The 24405-nt window shown below is 62.1% G+C and carries 22 protein-coding genes; 8 read left to right on the top strand and 14 right to left on the bottom strand.

Features of this window, described 5'->3' with window-relative positions; all coding sequences use genetic code 11:
• Positions 1-93: 93 nt before the first annotated feature.
• From N430_RS06490 to N430_RS06480, 3 genes are read right to left on the bottom strand one after another with little or no spacing between them, the layout of a single operon-like run.
• Positions 94-738 carry a hypothetical protein gene (locus N430_RS06490; protein ID WP_256592097.1) on the bottom strand — a complete coding sequence of 215 codons (645 nt, stop codon included), beginning with the start codon at positions 736-738 and terminating at the stop codon, positions 94-96.
• Positions 739-758: 20 nt separating this feature from the next.
• The gene (locus N430_RS06485; RefSeq protein WP_110634092.1) at positions 759-2126 is read right to left on the bottom strand and encodes an MBL fold metallo-hydrolase RNA specificity domain-containing protein; all 1368 of its coding nucleotides are present in this window, start codon (positions 2124-2126) and stop codon (positions 759-761) included.
• A 2-nt stretch (positions 2127-2128) separates the two neighbouring features.
• Positions 2129-3043, bottom strand: coding sequence for a universal stress protein (locus N430_RS06480; protein WP_110634095.1), 915 nt, complete (start codon positions 3041-3043; stop codon positions 2129-2131).
• Between the two features lie 184 nt (positions 3044-3227).
• On the opposite strand from N430_RS06480, the gene N430_RS06475 reads away from it, so the two are divergent.
• Complete coding sequence (locus N430_RS06475; RefSeq protein ID WP_110634098.1) at positions 3228-3776, top strand: GNAT family N-acetyltransferase; 549 nt, start codon at positions 3228-3230, stop codon at positions 3774-3776.
• 29 nt (positions 3777-3805) lie between these two features.
• On the opposite strand, the gene N430_RS06470 is transcribed toward N430_RS06475, so the two are convergent.
• Positions 3806-4732 carry a universal stress protein gene (locus N430_RS06470; protein WP_110634100.1) on the bottom strand — a complete coding sequence of 309 codons (927 nt, stop codon included), beginning with the start codon at positions 4730-4732 and terminating at the stop codon, positions 3806-3808.
• A 218-nt stretch (positions 4733-4950) separates the two neighbouring features.
• Here N430_RS06470 and N430_RS29680 point away from each other — a divergent pair, with 218 nt between their 5' ends.
• On the top strand, positions 4951-5082 hold the full coding sequence (locus N430_RS29680) for a hypothetical protein (RefSeq protein WP_256592096.1): 132 nt from the start codon (positions 4951-4953) through the stop codon (positions 5080-5082).
• 2 nt (positions 5083-5084) lie between these two features.
• The gene (locus N430_RS06460; RefSeq protein ID WP_110634106.1) at positions 5085-5882 is read left to right on the top strand and encodes a helix-turn-helix domain-containing protein; all 798 of its coding nucleotides are present in this window, start codon (positions 5085-5087) and stop codon (positions 5880-5882) included.
• A gap of 77 nt (positions 5883-5959) precedes the next feature.
• On the opposite strand, the gene chrA is transcribed toward N430_RS06460, so the two are convergent.
• The gene (gene chrA, locus N430_RS06455; RefSeq protein WP_110634627.1) at positions 5960-7165 is read right to left on the bottom strand and encodes a chromate efflux transporter; all 1206 of its coding nucleotides are present in this window, start codon (positions 7163-7165) and stop codon (positions 5960-5962) included.
• A 59-nt stretch (positions 7166-7224) separates the two neighbouring features.
• Here chrA and N430_RS29420 point away from each other — a divergent pair, with 59 nt between their 5' ends.
• The 3 genes from N430_RS29420 to N430_RS06440 all read left to right on the top strand — a co-directional run bounded on the left by N430_RS29420 (position 7225) and on the right by N430_RS06440 (position 9866).
• The gene (locus N430_RS29420) at positions 7225-7389 is read left to right on the top strand and encodes a hypothetical protein (protein WP_158288778.1); all 165 of its coding nucleotides are present in this window, start codon (positions 7225-7227) and stop codon (positions 7387-7389) included.
• A 34-nt stretch (positions 7390-7423) separates the two neighbouring features.
• The gene (locus N430_RS06450) at positions 7424-8773 is read left to right on the top strand and encodes a D-serine ammonia-lyase (protein ID WP_110634109.1); all 1350 of its coding nucleotides are present in this window, start codon (positions 7424-7426) and stop codon (positions 8771-8773) included.
• A 238-nt stretch (positions 8774-9011) separates the two neighbouring features.
• The gene (locus N430_RS06440) at positions 9012-9866 is read left to right on the top strand and encodes a LysR family transcriptional regulator (protein ID WP_110634115.1); all 855 of its coding nucleotides are present in this window, start codon (positions 9012-9014) and stop codon (positions 9864-9866) included.
• Between the two features lie 76 nt (positions 9867-9942).
• Here N430_RS06440 and N430_RS06435 read toward each other — a convergent pair whose 3' ends face one another.
• The 9 genes from N430_RS06435 to N430_RS06395 all read right to left on the bottom strand — a co-directional run bounded on the left by N430_RS06435 (position 9943) and on the right by N430_RS06395 (position 19755).
• On the bottom strand, positions 9943-11295 hold the full coding sequence (locus N430_RS06435; protein WP_110634118.1) for an ATP-binding protein: 1353 nt from the start codon (positions 11293-11295) through the stop codon (positions 9943-9945).
• Positions 11271-11936, bottom strand: a complete 666-nt coding sequence (locus N430_RS06430; RefSeq protein ID WP_110634120.1) for a response regulator — start codon at positions 11934-11936, stop codon at positions 11271-11273. Before N430_RS06430 ends, N430_RS06435 begins: the two co-directional genes overlap by 25 nt.
• 67 nt (positions 11937-12003) lie before the next feature.
• Positions 12004-12414 carry a hypothetical protein gene (locus N430_RS06425; protein WP_110634123.1) on the bottom strand — a complete coding sequence of 137 codons (411 nt, stop codon included), beginning with the start codon at positions 12412-12414 and terminating at the stop codon, positions 12004-12006.
• Between the two features lie 17 nt (positions 12415-12431).
• Positions 12432-13196 carry a hypothetical protein gene (locus N430_RS06420; RefSeq protein ID WP_110634127.1) on the bottom strand — a complete coding sequence of 255 codons (765 nt, stop codon included), beginning with the start codon at positions 13194-13196 and terminating at the stop codon, positions 12432-12434.
• Positions 13197-13424: 228 nt separating this feature from the next.
• Complete coding sequence (codA, locus tag N430_RS06415) at positions 13425-14666, bottom strand: cytosine deaminase (RefSeq protein WP_110634130.1); 1242 nt, start codon at positions 14664-14666, stop codon at positions 13425-13427.
• A 4-nt stretch (positions 14667-14670) separates the two neighbouring features.
• Entirely contained in the window at positions 14671-15888 is a 1218-nt protein-coding gene (locus N430_RS06410) for a PucR family transcriptional regulator (protein ID WP_110634132.1), read from the bottom strand.
• Positions 15885-17150, bottom strand: a complete 1266-nt coding sequence (gene codB, locus N430_RS06405) for a cytosine permease (protein ID WP_110634135.1) — start codon at positions 17148-17150, stop codon at positions 15885-15887. Before codB ends, N430_RS06410 begins: the two co-directional genes overlap by 4 nt.
• Positions 17151-17398: 248 nt before the next feature.
• Positions 17399-18295, bottom strand: coding sequence for a DUF2950 domain-containing protein (locus tag N430_RS06400; RefSeq protein WP_110634138.1), 897 nt, complete (start codon positions 18293-18295; stop codon positions 17399-17401).
• A complete protein-coding gene (locus N430_RS06395) occupies positions 18292-19755 on the bottom strand; it encodes a DUF3300 domain-containing protein (RefSeq protein ID WP_110634141.1) in 1464 nt (487 codons plus the stop codon). Before N430_RS06395 ends, N430_RS06400 begins: the two co-directional genes overlap by 4 nt.
• Before the next feature lie 439 nt (positions 19756-20194).
• Between N430_RS06395 and N430_RS06390 the strand changes: the two genes are divergently transcribed.
• Both N430_RS06390 and N430_RS29675 read left to right on the top strand, forming a co-directional pair.
• On the top strand, positions 20195-23392 hold the full coding sequence (locus tag N430_RS06390; protein ID WP_110634144.1) for a T6SS effector BTH_I2691 family protein: 3198 nt from the start codon (positions 20195-20197) through the stop codon (positions 23390-23392).
• On the top strand, positions 23392-24192 hold the full coding sequence (locus tag N430_RS29675) for a DUF6708 domain-containing protein (protein ID WP_256592095.1): 801 nt from the start codon (positions 23392-23394) through the stop codon (positions 24190-24192). The genes N430_RS06390 and N430_RS29675 overlap by 1 nt, the downstream gene beginning before the upstream one ends.
• Positions 24193-24405 lie beyond the last annotated feature (213 nt).

Here is a 24405-nt window from a genome sequence, read left to right as displayed (position 1 = left end):
CCTGGGCCGCCGCGCTCTGCGCCATCGTGGTCGTGGCGCGGCGGCCTGTCTTCAGGATTTGGCGATATTGCGCACTGTTGTGAGCCGTTTCCCTCACGGCGTGACTTCACTCCCCTCCCCGGGCACCAGGTCGAACTGCGCCAGGCAACGCTGCTCATCAGCGGGAGTCAACGCCTTCAGGCCGCTCACCTCCTGCAGAGGCGTCTCAAACAGTGCCAGGCGCAGCACCCCATTGCGCTTCAGGAAGGTCTGAGCCAGGCAGGTGCACACGGGTTTACCGACCAGCGCAGCGAGCTTGTCATGCTCAGGAACGTCCACCTGGCCCTGCAGGTTGGCCGTGCAATTTTCCACGATCTGCGCCACGGAGCGCCCCGCCAGCCACACGGTGCCAGCACCGAGCACGACCAGGAGCAGCAACCCGCTCATCAACCTGTTCGATTCGCGGGTGATTGAACGCAGCAACGCCAGCCTGGCCTGCCAACCCGTCTCCTGGCCATTGAAAATGGCCTTGCCGACCGTGCGCCTCACACCCCGCTGCACCGCCCACCCCAGTGCCACACTCAACGCCAGCAGACTCAGGAGCACTGCCGGATCGCGCATGGGCATGCGCCAGCTCGCGCTCAAGGCGCGATAGACGGACGCGGCGACGAGTAAAGCGACGATAGTCACGATCCAACCCAGGCTGCCCCTGGGCCTGTGCAACCAGGCCCGCAGTTTCGCCCTTGCTTGCGTACTCATGATTCACCTCCCGCACCCGGCTAGCGCACAGGGTCGATGGCTACGGTTTCCTGATACTCCGGCACGCAAACCTGCCAGCCAAGTTCGAGGCTGATGCGCCGTCGCAACGTGTCGGCAGCGTGCGGCTCGCCATGAATGACATAGGTCTGCCGCGGCGGCCGGGTAAAGCCACGCAACCACTCCATGATCTCGTCGGCGTCGGCATGCGCTGAAAGGTTCTCCATGGCATGCACTTGCGCCCTTATCGGCACATCTTCGCCTTGCAAGCGCACGCTGCGGGCACCGGCGACGATATCGGCACCCCGCGTGCCGCCAGCCTGAAAGCCCGAGAACAGGATGCTGTTGCGTGGGTTGGGGGCCAGCGCCTTGAGGTGGTGCAGCACCCGGCCACCCGTGGCCATGCCACTGGCAGCAATGATCACCGCAGGTTCGCGCAGCTGGTCCAGATGCCTGGACTCATCGACCGTTCGTACGATATGCGTGCCTTGGCACATCGCCGCGCACTCGACTTCTGACAGCCGATGTTCGCTACGAAACCGCTGGTAGAGTGCGGTGGCGTCGGTGGCCATCGGGCTGTTCAGGTAGACCGGAATATTCGGGATCAGCCGGTCGCGCTTGAGCGTATACAGGTAGTACATCAACAGCTGGGCGCGGCCGACGGCGAACGAGGGCACCAGGGTGATGCCATGGCGCAGCAGTGTTTCATTGATGACCTTGGCCAGGTACTGGGCGGTCGACTCGTCAGGGTGCTGGCGATCACCGTAAGTCGACTCGACCAGCAGTACATCCGTAGTCCTGACCAGTTCAGGCGCACGCATGATCGGGTCCTGAGGGCGGCCCAGATCACCTGAGAACAGTACGGTCTGGCCTTCGGCACTGATCTGCACCGTTGCCGCGCCCAGAATATGCCCGGCGGTACGCATCAGCAGTTCCATGCCTTCGGCAATCGGCAACGGGTGATGCAACTCCACAGGGTGCAACAGTGCCAGGGCCCGTTTCGCATCCTGCTCGGTGTAGAGCGGGCGCGCTGGCGTGTGCTTGGAGTAGCCGTGACGGTTGGCATGCTCGGCCTGCTCCTCCTGCAAACGCGCACTGTCCAACAGCAGGATCTCCGCCAGGGCACAGGTCGCCGGCGTAGCGTAGATCGGCCCACTGTAGCCCTCCCTCGCCAGCACCGGCAGATAACCGCTATGGTCGAGATGGGCGTGGGTCAGCACCACTGCATCGAGGGCGCGCAGGGCCGGTGGCAGCGGCTCCCAGTTGCGCAGGCGCAGTTGCTTGAAGCCCTGGAACAGCCCGCAGTCGACCAGCACCCGCGTGCTGTCGCGGGTCAACAGGAATTTGCTGCCGGTCACGGTGCCTGTACCGCCAAGAAAGGTCAGTTGCATGGCTAAGGCTCCCAGGTTGCGGCCACGTCAGGGTGCACCGCAAGCACGCTGCAGGGCGGGTGGCTGACGATGCGTTCGGTGGTATCGCCCAGCAGCTTGTCCAGCCCTTTGGGCTGCACGACGCCCATCACCAGCGCATCGATATCCAGTACGGCCACCTGTTCGCGGATCACCTGCACCGGCCCACCTTCCATGAAGTGCCGGCGCTCGGGCGCGACGCCCACGGTGTCAGCCAAGGCGTCGAATGGCTCCTGAAGCGCTTCGCGCATCTCGTCGATCCAGGCTTGGGACACGTTCATGTCCGCAGCGAACACGCCAGCCAGGTTGTAGGCCGACAACAGGTGCAACGGCGCATCACACTGCAGGGCCAGTGCCTGGGCGGCGCGGATGAGCCCACGGTTGAAGTGTTCTTGCACAGCAGGTGTTTCGCTGAATGCCGTATCCACGGCCACCAGTACGCGCCGGGGCAGCGTGACGGAGGATCTCGGCACAAACTGCGTGAAGCCCTTGAACCCCCGCATCAAGGCGCAGTCCAGCGGCGTACTGAACAGCCGTGCCAGGGCCGAGGCGGTTTCGCTGTCCTTGATGACCATGTCGGGCCGCAGTTCGCTGATGTAGTCGATGGCCATGCTGCGGATATCGTCTGCATTCAGGGTGTCGACCGTCAGCGTGATGCCGCTGCCGCGATGCCGTTCGACCAGGGTGCTCAGCGTTTCCCGATAGTGTTCGTACTGGCGCCTGATGTCGGCTTCATTGAGCCGTTCCTCACGCAGCAGGTGCGCCTCGCTCGGTTCGAACAGCCCCAGCACATGCACGCTGGCGCCACTGACGTGCGCCAGGGCCAGGGCCCTGCGCAGCGCCGCTGAATGCACATCGACCTCGGTGAGCAGCACCAGCAATTGTCGGTATTGACCCATGATGAACCTCCGGGCTTGCGCCGCTGGGGTGTGATACAGGCGATATTCCGCGCACCGCTTCAATGGCGCTTGATGCAGATCAGAAAACGGCCATCCGCCCTGAACTTGACCATTGTCAGAACCGAACGGGTTAGCCGCGTTACAACGGCTGCACCAGGCACAGGTCAGGTCACCGGGAGGCACCATGAACGGGCAGCACACTGAACAGGCGCAAGCCTGTGAGCACTGGGTCGAAACGCTTGACGACGGTTCAGCCGTGCTGATCCGCCCGCTGCGCGAGGAAGACCACGAACGGGACAAGCGCTTCCTGAGCACGATCGCCTACGAGGCCAGGCGCTTTCGCTTCATCGCCGGGCTCAGCGGCGCAATGCCCAGCCTCGACCCGCGGTGGATGCCGGTCGATCAGCATCAGCGCATGGCCTATGTCGCACTGGCGCATGTGGACGGCAGGCTGCAACAGATAGGCGTCAGTCGGTATGCCGGCACAACGGGCAGCTTGCGCTGCGAATGCGCAGTGGCGGTCAGCGAGGACTGGCAGCGCAAAGGCCTGGGCAAGCGCCTGTTGCAGCACCTGATCGTGTCGGCACGGCGCAATGGCTACCAGTGCATGGTCTCCCGGGACCTGGCGAACAACTACGCCATGCACCGGCTGACCAAGGCGCTAGGTTTCAGCTCACGCTACCTGGGCGGCGACGTCAGCGAAATTGTCCATGAACTGGACTTGAGCGCCTGAACGACAAGGCCCTCGCGGGCCTTGTGCATTTACCCCTGGGAATGCTCGGGCGAGATCACCAGCACGCTGTTGGACAACCGATGCAACACCCGCTCCGCGGTACTGCCGATGATCCAGCCGATGTCGTGGTGGTGATAACTGCCCATGACCAGCACATCGATGTCATTGTGATCCATGAACATTGCCAGGACCTTGGCCGGGTCGCCTATGCGCATGTGACGGTGTTCTACGGCTATCCCGTTTCGCTCGGCAAGCAGTTGGAAAGCGTCGCTCTGGGCTTCGTGAAGGGTCTGGGCGAGGTTCGACTCGAACAGGAACGAATGTTCCCGGCTGCCGCCCGCGTCCAGGTACATGGAACCCAGATCATAGGCATACAACAATTCGATCTGGGCATTGCACTGCAACGCCAGCTTCAGCGCTTCGCTGATGATCTGGTCGTTGAAACCTTCGAATTGATCTTCCGGCCTGGACAGGTCCACGGCCGCAAGAATTCGCCGTGGCAACGCATGGCTGGCCTTGTGCACCAGGTGCAAGGGAATTCGCGTTTCACGCAGCAACTGGATATCCAGCGAGGTGAACATGGCGCGCATCCACCAGGGCTCATGCTCGAATTCCTTGATCAGCATGGCGAACGGCTGCTCGCGCAGGTGTACCAGGATCTCGTTCAAGGGCTGTTGTACCCACACCACTTCAGTCGTGACCGTGACACCACTGCGCCGCATCGGCACTGCCTGGCTTTCCAGCCATTCACGGTGTTGCTGCACATAACCCTCGCGCATGACAGCCAGCGCCTGGTCATTGACCAGGCCTGCCGTGGCAAGCCCTTCCAGATAGTCGAAAGCCACGATATGCAGCGCCATCCCCTTGGCCTTGGCCAACGCCGCAGCACGGTCATAGACCGGAGTTCGGCGCATCAGGGGGGACGCGATCATCAGCAGTCTTGGCGCAATTTCCATGGCACACCTCTGCGGTTGTGATACGTAGCCAAAGCATCTGCCAACCACGTCTTGCAGATTTGATGTTTATCAACTGGAGGCCTCTGCAGACAAACGGCATCGTCGATGATGCAGGATCTTGATGCCGATCAATGTTTCGAGGCTTAGCCAGCGCACGCTGTGACGGCAGGGACGCCTTCATCGTGCAATGTTTGCCCTTACAGGCTGTGGAGGCTCTGATGAACGTCTTCATTGAGAAAAATAGCGAGCAGGATCGCTGGTGGGTCCGCATGGATGACTGGCGGGTGAGTTTCAATACCGCTGCCGAAGCCGAGGCCCACACCGATCGCCGATGCGTGAAGGAGGCCTGAAGATGTCCGGCCAACTGAAGGTCAGGCTGCTCGACCAGCCTGACGCGCCGCGTACGGCACATCCTGTTCACCTGAAACCGTTGGCAACCCTCTGCAGTGACTGCCGTGTCAGTGGCCTGTGCCTGCCCACCGGCCTGCCCATCCACGATGAAAGCTGCTTGGGCGCGTTGATAGGCCCACGCATGCGTATCCGCAAGGGCAGCGCACTGTTCAATGCCAACGATCCACTGACCACCCTCTATGCCGTGCGTTGTGGCAGTTTCAAGACCAGTCTGAACACCGCCGAGGGGCAAGGCGTGGTGATCAATTTCTGGATGCCGGGCAATGTGCTGGGCCTCGATGCCATAGCCACCGAACACCATGTCTGCGACGCCATTGCCCTGGAAGACAGCGAAGTCTGCCCCGTACCGTATCGCCGCCTGCAAGCCCTGGCGCGCAATTTTCCCGTCTTGCAACAAAGCCTGAACCGCTTGATGAGCCGCGAGATCGTACGTGAACATGAACGCGTGCTGATGCTGTGCAACCTGACCGCCGAACAGCGTCTGGCCAGTTTTCTGGTGGGGCTGTCCAGGCGCTTCGTCAGCCGCGGCTACTCTGCTCATGGCTTCCTGTTGCGCATGTCTCGCGAAGACATGGCCTCGTACCTGGGGTTGCGCCTGGAAACCGTGTGCCGATCCGTCGCCCGCCTGCGCGCACTGGGTATCCTCAACCTGCAGGGCAGACGGGTGGAAATTCTCGACATGCCTGCGCTGATGGCGCTCGAACAGGGGGGCGGAGAATGTGAGCACAAGGCCCCTTGAACGCAGCCTGCTCAGCTCCGTGTAGCCGGTCGGGGCGATGTGGCTGGGATGGCTGGCATAAAAATGCCAAGCCAGCGTCACGCTACAAGGCTAAGCAGCCAGCCCAGGCCCCCTGTACCAAACACCACCAGCCACGGAGGCAAACGCCAGAACATCAGGGCAGCCAGTGCCACAAGCGCCAGGCCAAAATCCTGCGGGGCGTGAATTGCACTCGTCCAAACGGGCTGATAGAGAGCCGCAAGCAACACACCGACCACAGCCGCATTGATACCCTGAAGTGCAGCTTGAGTACGCGTGTTACGGCGCAAGGACTCCCAAAACGGTAAAGCCCCCATCACCAGAAGAAACGAGGGCGCAAAGATCGACAGCAGGCAAATCAGCCCGCCGATCCAACCCGTGGGGACTTGACTCGACGAGGCCCCAAGAAAGGCCGCAAAGGTGAAGAGTGGTCCAGGCACTGCCTGCGCTACTCCGTATCCAGCCAGGAAGACGTCACTGTTGACCCACCCGGCAGGCACTACTGCTGCCTGGAGCAGCGGTAGCACAACATGACCGCCTCCGAATACCAGCGAGCCCGAACGGTAGAAGGCCTCTACCAAAGACAGCAACTGGCTGGGGAACAGCGCTTTCAGAAATGGCAGCCCCAGCAACAGCGCGAAGAACACAGCCAACCAAACCACGCCAGTTCGCCGCGACATCCCGACAGGCAGTGGATCATGGATTTGACCTTGCTGGGGCTTGAACAGCAAAAGCCCTGTCAATGCGGCGATCACGAGGGCGCCCACTTGCCCTGACAAGGAAGGTACGAGCAGCACAAAGCAGGTCGCCGCTATCATGATCGACACGCGTGGTTTATCGGGGCACAGGTTGCGAGCCATTCCCCAGACCGCCTGTGCAACCACTGCCACTGCTACTACCTTCAATCCGTGCAGCGCACCTGGAGGCAGGGCATCGCCATGGCTGGAGACGCTCAGCGCGAAGAGAATCAGGACAATCGCCGAGGGTAACGTGAACCCCATCCAAGCGGCCAGGGCACCGCTGTAGCCTGAGCGACAAAGGCCCAGCGCGATACCAACCTGACTACTGGCAGGGCCCGGTAAAAACTGGCACAGCGCAACAAGATCCGCATAACTACGCTCGCTCAACCACTTCCGCCGCACCACGAATTCGTCTCGAAAGTACCCCAGGTGAGCGATTGGGCCGCCAAAGGAGGTCAGTCCCAGTTGCAGAAAGATCAAGAAAACTGCCCAAGGATTTCGGTCAGTTCGAGGGGTATCGGTCACGATCTTCAGCTCGGTATTGGCAGATTCCACGAACAATAACTGAAAAATGCAGAAGGTACGTGACTTGGTCCGCCCTGCACCTGACCACTACTTCCCGAATGCTAATGCTGGTGGTGAAGGAGTACATCGGCCTGTCGCTGAGCGATGCGCTGAAGACCGCAGCGACCGTGCTGGCCTCGGTGATTGCCTTGTGCCTGACCCTGCTGCTTTCGAAAATTGTCTGATCTACTGTGCAAAGACTGCGCTACAGGTGAAATCATGATCCACGGAAAAACCTTGCAAGCCTGGCAACAAAGCCACCCGATCATTGCCAAGCTGGTCGCCCTGAAGGAAACCAGCTGGTTCAACCCTGGTATTGCCAAGGCGTCAGAGGCGTTGAACGACGTGGGCCTGACCGCTGCTGATGTGCAAGCCACGAGCGAGCGGCTGCGGCGGTTCGCGCCTTACCTCGCCACCGTATTCCCCGAAACAGCCGCTGCCGGTGGGGTTATCGAGTCGCACATCGCCCCACTGCCACAGCTTCGCCAGCAACTGATCGAAGAAGGATCACTGCAGAATGTGGGTAGCCTGTGGCTCAAGGCAGACAGCGACCTGCCCATCTCTGGCTCGATCAAGGCCCGGGGCGGCATTCATGAGGTGCTCAAGCACGCTGAGGACCTGGCCTTGGCCGCCGGCCTGATCACGCCCTCCGATGACTATTCCGTATTGGCCAGCGAGCAGGCGCGGGCGTTCTTCAGCCAGTACAAGATCGCCGTGGGTTCGACCGGTAACCTGGGTTTGTCGATCGGCATCATGAGCGCGAAGCTGGGCTTCCAGGTGAGCGTGCACATGTCGTCCGACGCCAGGCAGTGGAAGAAAGACAAGCTGCGCGCCAACGGCGTAACGGTGGTTGAACACGCTTCGGACTACAGCATTGCCGTCGAGCAAGGCCGCCAGCAGGCTGCGTCCGATCCCAGCTGCTATTTCGTTGACGACGAAAACTCCCCACAACTCTTTCTGGGCTATGCCGTAGCTGCCGAGCGCCTGGCGCGGCAATTCGAACAGGCCGGCATCCAGGTGGACGCCGATCACCCGCTGTTCGTCTACCTGCCTTGCGGCGTTGGCGGCGGCCCTGGCGGCGTCGCCTTCGGCTTGAAGCTGGTATTCGGCGATGCCGTGCACTGCGTATTCGCCGAGCCCACCCACTCGCCCTGCATGCTGCTGGGGGTGTACACCGGCCTGCACGATGAAACCAGCGTGCAAGACTTCGGCATCGACAACATCACCGCCGCCGACGGCCTGGCGGTCGGGCGACCGTCCGGGTTCGTCGGCAAAGCCATGCAGCGGCTGATCGATGGCTACTACACGGTGACCGACGAAGAACTGTACCGGCTGATGGTGATTGCCTTCGAACAGGACAAGGTCAAGCTGGAACCCTCGGCGCTGGCCGGCGTACCCGGCATGGTCCGGGTGCTGCAGGCGAGCGACTATCTGGCTCGCCTGGGCCTCTCCCCGGCCCAGCTGCAGCAGGCTACCCACCTGGTCTGGGGAACGGGTGGCAGCATGGTGCCGGACGATGAGTTCAATGCCTACCTGGCGAAAGGACGAAGCCTCCCGGCTACGGTGTAAATTGGGGCCGCTTTGCGGCCCTTCGCGGGCTTGCCCGCTCCCACATGTACAGCGCAGGACTCAGAAAATGCGCGGCTCCTGTGGGAGCGGGCGAGCCCGCGAAGGGCTGCAAAGCAGCCCCAATCAGACTGCCAAGTCCCAACAGCTCGGAGCTTGCACCAAACACGGTTCATGCTTGCTTGCCACTTTGATGGAGTCGATACTCAAGGCACATCCTCCATTGCTTTAACCGATACCCATGCGCTACTCCCCCGAAGCCCTCGTCGCCTTTGTCGAAGCCGCCGCCCTCGGTTCGTTCTCCGCGGCCGCGCGCAAGCTGCGCAAGAGCCAGTCGACCATCAGCATCGCCATCGCCAACTTCGAGGCCGACATCGGTTGCCCGCTGTTCGACCGCGCTGGCCGCCACCCCACGCTCAATGCCGCCGGCCATCAGGTGCTGAAGCACGTCGAGGCGATCCTCGATGCCAGCGCCAAACTGGATGCCTTGGCCGTGCGCCTGGCTGACCAGGTTGAACCGCTGGTGTCAGTGGTGATGTCCGACAGCTACAGCGTCACCTTCCAGGGCGCGGCGATGGGCCGCTTCGCCGAACACTACCCGCACACCGAGCTGCGCTGCGGCCCCTCCGAAGACGCCGACGTGATCGACCTGGTGCAGCAAGGCCTGGCGCACATCGGCATCCTCGCCGCCCAGGACCGTTACCCGGCGGATGTCAGCGTGGCGCGGCTGCCCGAGCAGGCGGAGTTCTGCCTCTATGTCAGCAGCGAACACCCGCTGGCGAAACTGCCGGCGTTGCAACCGCAGCACCTGGAAAACGAACGCCAGCTGTACATCAAGACCTATGCCCCGAGCCTGCCCCATGGCCACGGCCAGGCCTGGTCGGCGCCGGACTACCTGACCTTGCTGGAGTTCGCCGTGCGCGGTTTCGGCTGGGCCGAACTGCCCAAGGCGCTGGTGGCGCGCTTCGGCAGTGGCCTGGTGGAGCTGCCCATGGCCGGTTACCCACGGCGAGTGGCCATGGATGTGGCCTGGTCACGCCAGCGGGCACTGGGGCCTGCCGGGCAATGGCTGGTGGGGCAGCTACTGGGGCGCTAGGCGAGCGGGATATCTGAAGCGCCCAGGCCGTGGTAACGCCAACGAGTCAGCCCTTCAATACCTACAACTGCATGGCTCAAACGACAGCTACCTGCCAGTGCAAGCACACACGCCAGCCCAACCGGTTTGCGTCATCAGCGTAACCCACTGTCACCTCCCCGCCAGAGCGCTGGACGATGGTTCGCACGATCGACAGCCCAAGGCCGGAACCTTCACCGACCTGTTCATTACCCCGATAGAAAGGATCGAATACACGCTCCCAGGCTTGCGGAGAAATACCAGGGCCATCATCGAGCACACACAGCATGATTGCTTCAGCACTCTGCGTTGCTTGCAGGTCTACATGCCCTCCCTCCGGCGCGTGACGGATGGCATTCTCGACCAGGTTCTTGATGACGGTCCGCAGCTCGACCTCGCGCATGGGCAGGCGCGCATCGTCACCCTCCAGGCCAATGTCGAGCTGCTTCTGCTCCGCCAGCGGCATCAGGTCTTCCAGCACCAGGCGGCAGGTTTCATGCAATGACACCGAGCCTGACGGCGGCTCTGCAAGTTGCGCGCTGGCCAAGGCCAGCAACTGCTCGATCAACTTGCGGCTCCTGCCGATGCCGCGGCGCAGCATCGCCATCTGCGCCTGGGCACGGGCTGACATGGCCTCATGTTCGAGCCCTTCGGCCTGCAGCGACAGTGCGGTCAGCGGGGTGCGCAGTTCATGGGCCGCATCGGCGACAAAGCGCTTCTGGGCGTCGAGGGTCCGCGATACGCGCCCGAGCAGCCGGTTGATCGCCTGGACGAACGGGCGAATCTCGGTGGCCAGCAGGTGCTCGTCGATCGGGCGCAAGTCCTGATCGTCGCGGGTGTCGAGCATGGCCGCCAAGGTCGATACCGGCCTGAACAGCTCACGGATCAGGTTGGCCACCACCAGCAACAGGATGGGGAAAAGGATTGCAAAGGGCAGCAGCGCACGCCAGGCGCTGTTGCGCGCATCGCGGTTGCGGCTGTGGATCTCCTGCGCCACGGCAAAGCGCCGGCCGGCCGCGTCAGTCCTGACCAACACGCGAAAAGGCTCGTCGCCCACCACCACCGTCGACAGGCCGTCCGCCACCGAGCCCGGTATGGGCAATGGCAGCTGGCTGTCATCGGCGTGGCTGACCGACTGGCCGTCGGCCAGGTACTGGATGACGATACGGGTTTCTTCATCGTCCACGGACGCCGCGTGCGCGCTGTCCGGGTAGCGGAACGCCAGGCCCTGGCGCATGTACAACGCGGCCACCTGGTGCAGGCTGTTGTCTTGCAGGTCGAGCGCTTCATCATAGGCAGTGAGGTAGCTGAACGTCCCGCTCATGGTCGCCACCAGCAGGATCGCCACCGACAGCGCCACCGACAGGCGCAGTTGCAGCGACTGTTTCAGGCGTCCTTTGAGACCATCCATCCCAGCCCCCTGATATTGCGGATCACGTCCTTGCCCAGCTTGCGGCGCAGCGCATGGATGATGAACTCCACGGCGTTGCTTTCGACCTCGTTGCCCCAGCCGTAGATCCGGTCTTCCAGTTCACTGCGCGAGAGGATCGCGCCGGGGCGCACCAGCAAGGCCTGGAGCAAGGCAAACTCGCGGTTGGAAAGCTGCACGGGCGGCTGATCCAGAATACGTGCGCATTTGCTGACCGGGTCCAGGCTCAGCGTCCCATTGCCCAGTTCAGGCGCTGCGCGCCCGCCCTTGCGGCGCATGACCGCGCGCATCCGGGCGAGCAGTTCAGCCATCTCGAAAGGCTTTTGCAGAAAGTCGTCCGCACCGCCATCCAGCCCGCACACCCGGTCATCCAGCCCCGAGCGTGCGGTGATGATCAGCAACGGCACCGGGTTGTCGGCTGCACGCAGCGCCTGCAGCAACTGCAGGCCGTCCTGGCCGGGCAAACCCAGGTCGAGCAGCACCTGGTCGTAATGTTGTGTGCGCAAGGCGGCCTCGGCCAGCAGGCCATTGTCGACCCAGTCCACGGCGTACCCCGCCGCGCCCAGGGCGTCCTGCAGCGCCTGGGCGATCATGCCGTCATCCTCGACCAGTAACACCCGCATGGGCTTCCCCGCTATGAACCTGTGGCGCCAACGATAGCGCGACCGGCCGGTGGCCGACAGGCAATATTCAGCCCTGGCCCTGCAATGTGTCGAACGCTTTGAGCAGGTTGCTCATTGCGGCCTTGCACTCGCCCTGCTGTGGCTGGCTGGCCCGCAGCGCATCCAGTGCGTGGTCGATCGCCTTGTCCAGCACATGCCAGTCGCTGGCGGCACGCGGCTTGATCCCGGCCTCGGCGTCGTCCCAGGTCTTTTCCAGGTCCCTGATACGCGCCTTGGCGCCCGGCAGGTCCTGGGCATCCACCTTGGCAGCGACATCCACGGCAATGCTGCGGAATGCGCTGAGGTCACCCAGCTTGGTCGGGGCATGGATGCCTGCGGCCGGGGCCGGCTCATCCGGTTTGGAACAGCCTTGGGTTACCAGCAAGGCACTGGCGACACAGGCGATGGCCAGCGATTTGAGCAGAGCGTTGGAAATCATGGGTTGCAACCTCGCTATCAAGGGGTAATTCGTTTGGATTGGCCGGCGGCGAACTGGGCCACGCAGACCAGGATGAAAATGACGCAAAGGAAGATCGCGCTGGTCCAGGTGGCCCCCATGCCGAGGCCACCGTACTCATGGGATTGAGTCAGCAGGTCACCCAGGGAGGCGCCGAGCGGGCGTGTCAGGATGTAGGCCACCCAGAACACCAGCACCGTGCTGGCACCCAGGCTCCAGGCGAGCAGGCAGACCCCGATCAGCGCGGCGAAGATGACGCAGCCGACACTGAAACCAAGCCCCAGCGCCTCGGTCGCCAGGTCACCACCGGCAGTGCCCAGGGCGAAGGTGCACAGGACCGTGGCCCAGTAGAAGCCTTCGCGCCGGGCGCTGACGATCTCGCGAATGGACAGGTTGCGCTCGACCGCGTACCAGACGCCGAAATTGATCACCAGCAGCACCGAGAAGAACGCCGTGCTGGCGTACAGGCTGATGTCCAGTTCGTCGGTGAGGATGTCGGTGATCTGCGTGCCCAGGATGCTGACCAGCACTACACACAGCCAGTAGATCCAGGGTTCGCAGTTGCGCTTGCGCATTTGCAGGGTCAACGCGCCAGCCAGCAGCACGGCCATTACCGCACTGGTGATGGCAAGGCCCCAGCCGACGTCGACGGCGAGGAAGTCGGCGAATGTCTCGCCGACCGTGGTGGACATGATCTTGATGATCCAGAAGGACAGCGTCACTTCCGGAACCTTGTTGAGCCAACCGTTGCTGGCAGCCTTCATCGGGTGTACCTCCTTCAGTCCCGTCAGGGTGTCTGCAGCGGAGGTTACGGATGAAAACTTAGATGAGCCTGAGGGCTAATGCTGGTCAGCTAAGCCCATTGGGGCCGCTTTGCGGCCCTTCGCGGGCTTGCCCGCTCCCACATGTACGGCGCTGTATTCAGAAAGTGCGCAGTTCCTGTGGGAGCGGGCAAGCCCGCGAAGGGCTGCAAAGCAGCCCCGATCCAGCCGTCAGGCAAAGCGTTCGACCTGCGCCGGCGTGCGGCGCATCAGCACCTTGCCATTGCGCACCGACACCAGCGCATGGCCCTGGCTGCGGACCATCTCGTAGTCATCCGGCGCCGACAGCAGCAGCAGGTTGGCCGGCCGGCCGACCTCGATGCCATAACGCTCGCCAAGGTGGAGGGTGCGGGCACTGTTGTCGGTGATCAGGTCCAGGCTGCGTTGCAGGTCTTCGTAGCCGAGCATGTGGCAGATGTGCAGCCCGGCTTCGAGAATGCGCAGGATGTTGCCATTGCCCAGCGGGTACCACGGGTCGACGATGGAGTCCTGGCCGAAGCACACGTTCATCCCGGCACGGTCGATTTCGGCCACGCGGGTCAGCCCGCGGCGCTTGGGGTAGCTGTCGAAGCGCCCTTGCAGGTGGATGCTTTCGGTGGGGCACGAGACGAAGTTGATGCCCGACATCTTCAGCAGGCGGAACAGCTTGGAGCAGTAGGCATTGTCGTACGAGCCCATGGCCGTGGTATGGCTGGCGGTCACCCGCGCCCCCATCCCGCGCACCCGTGCCTCTTCGGCCAGCACTTCGAGGAAGCGCGACTGCGGGTCGTCGGTTTCATCGCAATGCACATCCACCAGGCAGCCGGTGCGCTCGGCCAGGTCCATCAGGAACTTGATCGACGACACACCCTGGTCGCGGGTGTTTTCGAAATGCGGAATGCCGCCAACCACGTCGGCCCCCATGGCCACCGCTTCGGTCATCAGCGCCCGGCCATTGGCATACGACTCGATGCCCTCCTGGGGGAAGGCGACGATCTGCAGGTCGATCAGATGGCGCACTTCCTCGCGCACCTCGACCATGGCCTTGAGCGCGGTGAGCTTGGGGTCGGTGACGTCGACATGGGTGCGCACGTGCTGGATGCCATGGTCCACCAGCATGCCGATGGTCTTCTTGGCGCGGCTCTTGATGTCGTCGTGGGTGGTGATTGCCTTGCGCTCGGCCCAGCGTTCGATGCCTTCGAACAGGGTGCCGCTCATGTTCCACTTCGGCTCGCCCGCCGTGAGGGTGGCGTCGAGGTGGATGTGCGGCTCGACGAAGGGCGCCACCACCAGGTTCTGCTGGGCGTCCAGGTCTTCCGGGCTGGCCGGCGCGGCCAGGTCGGCCTGTGGCGTGATGGCGGCGATGCGCTCGCCGTCCAGTTCGATGCGGAACAGGCCGTTCTTGCCACGCAGGCGGGCGTTGATGATGTTCATGGCGTTACTCCTTACCGTGGTCTTCGTTCATGCGCCACACAAGCATGGCGACAGAAGCGTTCATGCGAAACAGCGGGTCGTCGAGGGACTGCCCGCTCAGTTGTTCGATGCGTTGAATGCGCTGGTTGATGGTGTTGCGGTGCAGGCCCAGGCGCTGGGCGGCCTTGAGCCCGTTGCCGTTTTCCTTGAGCAGGGCATCCAGTGTATGCACCAGCACATGCGGCTGCTTGCGCCCTGGGGCGATCAGCGGGCCCAAGGTCTGGGCGACGAAGTCATCGATCAGTGACCGGTCGACGATCCCTTGCAGCAGGCGCAGCACACCCAACTCGCTGAAATCGCAGAAGCCGTTGAGCGGGCGCAGGTGCTGCGCCACTTCCAGTGCCTGGCGCGCCTCGCTGAGCGCCTGACGGTAGTGGGCACAATCGGCAGCCAGGCTCGACAGGCCCATGTACAGCGCCAGCTCCCCCACCACCGCGCTCAGTTGCCGGTGCAGTGTGGCCAGGGTCAGCGGCAGGTCGGCGGCTTCTGCCAGCAGCAGCACCTGCAGGTCGCCCGGCAACTGTGCGGTGACCGTCCCCGGTCGTTCGCGGCACCAGGCTTCGAGCTGGTCTTCCAGGGCCTGGCGGGTAGCCTGCCAGAGGCGCTCGCCCTCGGCCAGGCCATGGCGCTCGAACAACGGCTCAACGTGCAGCAAGCGCAGCGCCACCACGCGACGCGGCTCATCCAGTGCCAGTTCAAGGTGCGCCGCACGCTGGCGGGCAATGGCCAGGCTCGGATAGTCGCCGCTGAGCAACTGGCCGAGGATATCGTTGCGCGACCGGCGCACCTGGTTCATCTGCACCAGGGCCGTGCCGATCAGGTGGGTGACGATCACCATCTTCAGGGCATAGGGCTGCTCGATCAACGGCAGGCCCAGTTGCTCGGCACGGGCGATCACTGCCGGCGGGATGGTCTGGATGAAGGTGCCGCCCGTGAGGATCACCATCCCGGCAATGCCCACCGCCTCGCCGTCTTCGACCAGGCTCAGCAGGTTGGCCTCGCCACGCGGGTGGTTGATGCCGGTGACGAACACCAGTTCGCCGCCCATGACCCACTCGGCGATGCCTTCATTCTCTGCCACGTAGGGCCAGCGCACCCGCCGCTGCAAGTTGCGCGCACCGGCCCGTACGGTCATCTCCTGCAGGCCCGGCAGGTGCAGGATCTCGTCCAGCGCCAGGCTCACGGCTCGACGCCCGCCTGGCCTAGCGCCCGGCGCCGGCCGCTGATTTCAAGCAGGACGATATAGCACAGGGCCGAGGCGCCAATACCCACCAGCGGCGCGACCCACGGCGAGGCATAGGCCAGCACCGCACCCAGCGCATAGGAACCGAGACCCAAGAGGTTGTAGCGCGGCAGCTGCACCGAGGCCAGCGCCGGGTACTTGCCGCGGTGGCGGTACCAGAAGTCGGCCATGATCACTCCGCCCACGGGTGGAATGATCGAGCCCAGCAGCACCAGGAACGGAATCAGCATTTCATACATGCCGCCGATCGCCAGCACGATGCCCACCGCTGCCGCCACCAGCGTGGCGGTGCGCCGACGCTCGCTGCGCAGCAAGTGGCAGGCAGCCGCCGAGACGTTGTAGATGGTCGGCCCCTGGATGGTCCAGAGGTTCAGGCAGAGCATCACCACCGCTGCGAACGACAGGCCTTGCAGCATCATCACTTCGACGATGTCAGCCTGCTGATAGACCATCGCACACCAGGCCCCGGCCACGACCATCAGGCCGTTGCCGAGCAGGAAGGCAACGATGCTGGCCACCACCGCCACTCGCCCGCTGCGCGACAACCGGGTCCAGTTGGTGGCCTGGGTGGCACCGCTGGCGAAGGTGCCGAAGACCATGGTCACCGCTGCCGAGAAGGTCATGGTTTCATGGGGTACCACTGCGGCCAGGCCGGCAAAGCCCCCGGCATCGGCAGTGGCGATGTACATCGACACCAGCAGCAGCGCGAACATCAGCGGCACCGATACTCGCGACAGCAGGTCCAGGCCCTTGAAGCCGATGATCGCGGTAATGCTGAAGCCCAGGCCGAACAGCACCATCAGCGGCACGGTGAAACCACCCGCCAGGCCGAGCAACTTGACCAGCACGATCGCTACGGTGGCGGTGCCCCAGGCGTACCAGCCCAGTTCCGCGAAGCCCAGGATGAAGTCGGAAAGCCGGCTGCCTGCCTCGCCGAAACAGAACCGCCCCATCAGTACGGTGTTCAAGCCGCTGCGCGAGGCGATGAAGGCCAGTGCAGCGGCATACAGCGCCAGCAGCGTGTTGCCGATGGCGGCGACCCACAGCATGTCGACGAAGTTGAAGGCCATGCCCAGCTTGCCACCGGCGAACATGGTGCCGGTGAAGAAGGTAAAGCTGAACAGCACCATGGCAATGGGCAGCAGCCCCTTGCGCGAGGATGGCGGGGCTTCGCAAAGCGGGAATTCGGTAGGTGAGCTCATGGCACGGTGCTCCGGGTTGTCGTTGCGACGAGGGGAGCAATATGCGGGCCGCTTTTGCCAAGCGCGAAAAACCGGAAATTTGCGGGCAATCGGCACAACCTTCCCTGTTCACCCTGCACACTCTTTTGCCCAATTGACGAATAAAACCTGTGCGACAGGACCTGTTTTGAGGCGGGCGCGCACCAATGCGGAACAGCGCTGGGTAATTTTCACCCAGCCTGCCATTGCTGGTACGCGCGCGCAGTCCGTCATTCCCTGGCGTTGACGTCCACCTCTTTCCAGCTGTCATCCGGGTCGAAGCGCTTCATGGCCTTGGCAATCTTGTCGCCCTGCGGCCCCAGGTCCTTTTCGAACACCTGGCCGTCGTGGCTGATCATGAAGCTCATGACACCGCTATCGTTGTATTTCGCCGGCCAGGCGACCAGGGCGAAGCCGCGGCTCATCTGGTTGCCGATCAAATAGCTGTAGGCGCCACCTGGTGCCGACGGGCCCTGGCCATCGAGGATGCGGAAGTGGTAGCCATACCAGGCATCACCCACCACATCCTTGCCGAACAGCGGCCCCAGCGGGCTAACTTCGCCGCCCTCTTCGTCTTCCCAGAACAGCCCGTCATGCTTGCCGGGCGTGCTGAAGATCTGCTGGGCATATTCCAGCGCACCGTTGCCGTTGCGGTCCTTCGCGGCATAGTCCATCTGTGCGTCGTGATAGGCGAGCACCGACTGCAAGGCGGCCAGTTCGTTGCGGCCGATGCGCCGGGCGCGGATTTCGGCGCTGCCGGCCTTGAGGTCGAAGCGCCAGCCGTTGCTGGCCTTGGTCAAGGGGATGGGCAAGGTCCAGTGATCAGGGCCCACGGCCAGGATGGCCTTGTTATCGCCCTGCTTGTCGATCTGATGCTCGGCCTTGTACTGCGCCAGGAAGGTATCGACATCACTGCGTTGCACACCGCCACGTGGAATGTAGGTGCGCCAGTCATCACCGAGCAACTGCCCCAGGCGCGCTTCGTCGGCATGCTCGACGCCCAGCGCCTGGACGAACGCTTCGACCGCTTTATCCGGGCTCGGGAAGGCTTCCTGCGCCGTGGCCTGGTTTGCCCAGGCCAGGCTCAGGCCGATCAGCAGCGCGGCAATCGTTGTCTTGTTGTTCATCGACGGCCACCTCCACCACCGCGACGCACCGGCGCGCTGGGCCGGGATATCTGATGCCCCGCTGCGCGTGAGGCGTTAGGCCGCTGGGCGAACGACTGGCTGGTACGACCGCGGTTTGCCTGGGCCATGGTGCGCGACGGTGAACGGACCCCGTCGAAGGCATTGTTGCGGGCCCTGCCTGCACTGTTGCCCGAGCGGTTCTGCACGGCCTGCCTGGCCTGGCCTTCACCCTGGCGGCGCTGCTCGAGCTGGTTGCGCGCCTGCTGGTTGTCACGGGTATTGCGCGGTTCTGTGCGGCGATCGGCGGGACGCGCGTTGTTCGCGCCGCCTTGCATGCGGTTGCCCACGCCGCCTTCGGCCCGGGCTTCGCGCGCACGGTTGAGGGCTTCACGGTTACTGGTGGCCGGGCGCTCGATACCTGCGCGGTCCATCGAGGCCCTGGCGCGGTCACGGGCCTGGGTGCGCTGGGCATCATCGCCGCGGAACGCAGCACGCTGGGTGGCCCCGTCGAGCTGTCGGCCGAACTGCTGGCGGCTGCGGTTGTCGCGGTACGGCACGCCATCGCGGTGCACGGCATTGTGCTGCCACTTGTTCTGGTTGTTGGTGATGCGGTTGTTGGCGTTGATGTTGTTGTAGCGATTGACGTTGATATCAACGTCGCCGCGGCCCCAGTCGCAATCGCCCCACAGCGAGTTGACGATTGCCACGCCGGCGCCGAACGCCAGCCCGGCCATCAGCGCGGTGCCCGCGTAGTACATCGGCGACGGCGGGTAATACACCGGTGGCGAGGCCGGATAGGCCCAGGTGCCGTAGGTGGTGGTCGGGTTGTAGGTGGGCACGTACACCACCTGCGGGTCGGCCGGCTGAATGATGATGGTGCTGGTCGATGAGCTGCTGGCAGGTGCGGCCTGCGAACCGCCCGAGCTGGCTGGGGCTGGGGCCGCTGCGGGCGCGGCCTGCACCGTGACGTTCTGGTACTGGTTGCTGGTCAGGTTGCCAGCCGCCTGGGCTTGATGGCGCAAGCGCTGTACGCCGGCCATGACGTCATCGGGTTGCGCCAGGAAGGCATCGCCCAGGCGCTGGACCCAGACCGGGTCCTGGCCGAGCACCACCAGCACCTGCGGGAATGCCACCAGCGCCTGCACGCTCGGGTCCCAGGTCTGGTTGGCCACCTGCTTGACCGCGTCATCGCCCTGGGCCTTGGGGTTGGCCTTGGACCAGGCCACCGCCTCGGTCACCTCGCCCGGGTAGGTCGACGCCATCAGCACCTGAGCCAGCAGCGGATCGGGATACAGGGCAATCGGCGCGAGCATCTGGTCGAGCTGCTCCTGGTTGAACACCGCCTGCTTGGCTTCGGCAGGTGCCGGGTCAGGTGCCGGCGGGTCGTCGGCCAACGCCAGGCTGGTAACACCGTCAAGGCACAACACCAACGACAGGACGCATAACAATGGCAGGCGCATCGCAGTTCCCCATCTGGCCATACCGCGTTAAAAGAGTGGGTTGCAAACCGGGCAGTCTCTGCCGTGCGGTAAGGGTAGCAAAGGCGTCATTTTCAACCACTTTTGTATATTGGATTTCAACGCACTAATGGCAACTAGGCTTACTGCCTTTAAATCTAAATCAGCTATCGATCAGCTGATGTTCCTCCAGCCCGTCTCATCGGCGAGCAGCCGGGTCAGCAAGGCACGGCTGCGGGTCCAGGTCCGGCGGCAATTGATGAGGCGCGATGAAGGCGCATCACCGTGCGGTCATCGATTTGGAAAAGTTGCATCAACGGTTGCAGCAAAGGGCAAATATCTAGACGAAAATTCCTACAATGTTTTAGGAAGCGCTCAACTGCTCTGAGAATTGATTCCTCGTTAGTGTTCAGGCTCATCTTGATCGAGCCTGAAATCAACCATGAGTATCTCTCAAGACATCGCCAATGCAGTCGCCGAACTTGACTTCCTCCTGACCCCCTGCAAAGCCTGCCAACGCCAGGGCCTGCCCATCCTCCCCCTGCGCCACGCTGTGGTCCCCGACACTCGCCCTGGCAGCGACCCCGCCACACAAACCCGGATGGGATTGCGCACCTTGCGCAGCGGATACCTCTATGTGCTGCTCGACCAGCGCATCTGGCATGCCTACGAAGTCACCGCGCAAGGCCACCTGCGCCGCTTCAACCCCTACGAACCTAATCCAGGACCGCCACCGTCCCTTCCCGAGCACTGTGTACATGAGGATCACGACATCCCCTCGTCCTTCCTCAACATCGACACCGACACCTACGGTTCGGCCTGGCTGGCCTTCTCCAGCGATCCCTGGCCGGGCAGCGTGCTGCAGGCCTACAAAACTGGCCAGGCGCCTGCGCATCGCTTCGAGGGCCTGGACCTGATCCAAGCGCGCAAACACCCCGAACTGCTGGGCCTGGCCATGACTCCAGACAACCTTCAGGTCGAGCACCAGGTGTTCGAATATGCCCAGCAGTTGAACGGCCCATTCGACAGCGCCCATGGCTTCCACAGCCGCTTCCTGCGCAAGACCGCCCTGCGCGGTTACCTGAACAACGCCATGGCCAGGCACCAGCTGGAAAACGGCGTGCTGGCAGTAGTACTCGACGACACTGTCGGCCTGATCCAGGAGTACAACCACCAGCGCCTGAACTGGGTAGTCAAGCGCCAGGCTTGGCGCGAAGACCCGCTACGCGCCTACCAGCTGCAGACCTCGCAAATCCTGCAGATCATCCGCGCCACCCAGCGCGAATGGGCGGCGCACAAGATACCTGCGACGTTCGAGCCACAGACCGGTGACGGGCCACCGGTGTTTGTCGATCCTGCGGTAGAGCGCCAGCGCATGATCGAGATGGCCCAGTTAAAGAGCGATGAGAAACTCGAGGAACGCTATGACGAGCCCCGACGCGCGGCATTCCAGGCGGAGTATGAACAAGAGGAGGCCCGCTTCCAGGCTTTCATCGACCGGCATGCCGCCACTTACGCGAAACTCTGTGAGAGCGCGACCTTCGCCCTGATAGAACGGCACGACTACGACGGCCGGGACCGCGAATCGGGCATCGCCTACAGCAAGACCATGGCCGCTTGCCTGGCCGGCGGTATCACCGAAGCGCCTTCCACCGATCCCGAAGCAGCCCCACCAGCGCACGGAACCAGCGAAGCCTTGTGGCTGAAATGGCTGCAGGACCCAAACAGCCCACCCTACCGCGCTCTCTTGCTGCGCGATCAGACCCTGCTGGCCGCGCTACTGCCCAGCTTCTCGCCGACCGAGCCGACCAACTGGAACGACAGCGAAAAGCTCTACAGCACCTTGAGCAAATTCATCACCAGCGAAGACGCCGGCCTGAAGATGCGCGATTCGCTCAAGCAGGCCATCACCGAACTGCAGGGCGCGCTCAACGCCGCCAGTCTACGCCTGCAAGTGCGGCTCGACCCTGGTATCCAGCAGGCCGTTCGGCACCTGAACAGTGCCAGCCAGCGGATTTACAACGGTGTGCACCTGATCGAGTTGCAGGTGCAGATGAAGCTGGGTGAGTACTACGCCTTGCAGAGCGCGCACCTGCGTGAACTGCAAAACAGCGCCAGCCAGAAACTGGCCGAGGCGCGGGCGCAGATGATGCCGGACCTCGAAGACGTGAAGGCCGGTATTTTCAAACCGATAGCCAAGGTCAAGCCGATCATCCAGACCGGGCTGCTGAGCCTTGCGGTACTCGACCCTAAGATTGCACACCAGGTGATCCCGGTCAGCATCTGGGTCGAGGGTACGGCGTACGAGGTGCATGAGCGTTTGGCCAAGGAAGTGAAGCTTAATGTCAATCAGCTGAATGACGCCGCACAGATGGCGTTGGTGGAGATCAAGGTGGCAGCGGGAACGCTGGAGCTGGATGCCCGAAAGACACTGAATGGCATGAAGATCAGTGCGGGACAAGCATCGCAGTTGGTACGCGACAGCTTCAGCGGACTACGAGGAACGGGAAAAAGATGGGAACTGTTGCTTTCGTTGGGAGGGCTTTACTTGATGAGTGACAGCCTTGGCAAGAACCTGAAGAAAGCCGAAGAGGAGATTGGTTCGAAATCTCCCGAAGCCTTAGTGGCATTTTATAGCTCTAGCATTGGCATCGCTGGCAGTAGCATAGAATTAATCGGGCTTTTTATGCCGCACAAAGCGAGCACAAATAACAGCATCGCTGCTGGCCGCACTATCGCCAGATTCGGGGCCACGATCAGCGCTGCTGCGGGCATCTTCGAGTCTATTTATTTGATGATGGCTGCAAAACGCAAATATGGTGATGGTGATGATAAAGCTGCTTTTGGATACGGGTTCGCTGCAGCCCTTGCCATTGGCGGAGTCGCCAGTGGAATTCGAGCCGTATTCAGCCCATTATTAATTGGAGCAGTAGGCGCCACCATAATTATAAGCACAATCACATATATGATTATCAAATGGGCTGAGAAGAAGGAGTCAACGCGACTGGAGCAATGGGCCAAACGCTGCTATTTCGGAATCGCCAACGAGTCACCTCGCGTACATTGGAGTTCACCAAACCATGCTGACATAGCCTTTGCCGAGTTAAATGCAGCCACCTTGGAAATGGATGGCGGGCTAACATTTAAAGCTGAAAGAGCAGACCCGGCAACCAGTTCAAAAATAGGGGGACTTGTTAATTTAGAAACAAAACGCAGCCTGAAATTCAAATTCACACTCCCCTACTTCTCCGAAGTAACCTCCGGCTATCATTGGACACTCTTGGTTCATCGACATGGAGATGGCATGGCGCCCGACTACGTCGGTGGAGAGGTGATCGCAGATGATCGATTCTCCCCGCCACTCCTGAAAACTAGAACCTCTAGATTCTCCTCGATGACAACTTCAAAAATTTCCAGAACACCTGACTACCTAGCGGACACTTTGTCAGTTAACAAGAGCCACCGCAAAACCATTCAACACGGAGAGGAATACCATTTCGCGTATTTCAACGGGACAATAGAGCTCACATCAGACATCGGAAGGCACAATATCACCGCAGCCTCACTGCTAATAGCTTATTGGCCAGACCGAAACATACCGGATGCGTATGCCGAGATGGCAATTCAAGGAGAAGCATAATGAGCGAACCACATCGTGCCATTGGCTGGAAATATGACCTACCCGCCATTCATGCTCCTAGCCTCGTGAAACCAGGCATGGCCGATCTGGATCCACCGCCGAACCATGTCGACGAAATTGCCATTGAAATACCCAGACCCCCTCTGAAACTCAGAGGCCTCTCCTTGATAACAGGAACCATAACATTAATAGCAACAACAAGCATAACTGCCGCAGCAATATATTATAATTTTTTCTTAGCAACCAGAGCCGACCTGGAATTCATAGCGCTATTTTTGGGCGCCAACATAATGGCCATCTTGCTTTTAGCCCCTTACATCCGCATGGATATCGAACAACCTCGCGATGAGCCGATACGCTTCAACAGGCAACGCCGAAAAGTCTATTTCTACCAATATAAAACTGACTTATTTCATCCATTCAGCATCAAGCGCTGGGGCATCAAACCCGTTGTTTACGACTGGGATGACCTTACCGCTGAAGCGTACCGTCTTTATGCACCCATGGGATATGGTGGATTAATGGAGAAAGTCATGATATCAATTTGCAAGCCGGGAACTAACGAAGTAATAGATCGCGTGCTCTTCGCTGATAGTATAGAAACAGGTGAGCAATATTGGGCAATCGTGAGGCTATTCATGCAGCAGGGGCCCGAAGCACTCCCCGACTTCGTCCACTCACCTTGGGACTGGAACGAGGGCGTTCATTCCAACCCTTTCGATCAACGTGCACCCAAAGTCCAATGGCCCGCCGAAATGGATCTGGAGTCCCGCACAGCCCCCCCTGAAGAACATCGGTAAAACCTCAGGTACCTGTCGGCCATCCCCGCACTCGCCCAATCCACGGCAAAAGCGCCGTGGAAGCTGGCACCCCATATGGATAGGGCCGCTACCGGCCCATCCCCACGGCAAGCCATTCCCTTTAGGCTTCTCGCAAGCTTCGGCATCCAAGAAATCCGTGAGAAATCATCCAGCCGGAGCACTTGCAGCAACCTCGATAGTCACTATCGACAC

The organism is Pseudomonas sp. CC120222-01a (assembly GCF_003097235.1).
In the GTDB taxonomy this organism is placed as follows: domain Bacteria; phylum Pseudomonadota; class Gammaproteobacteria; order Pseudomonadales; family Pseudomonadaceae; genus Aquipseudomonas.
Note: the sequence above shows the minus strand (reverse complement) of the source record. Positions and strands in the feature narration are given on the sequence as shown.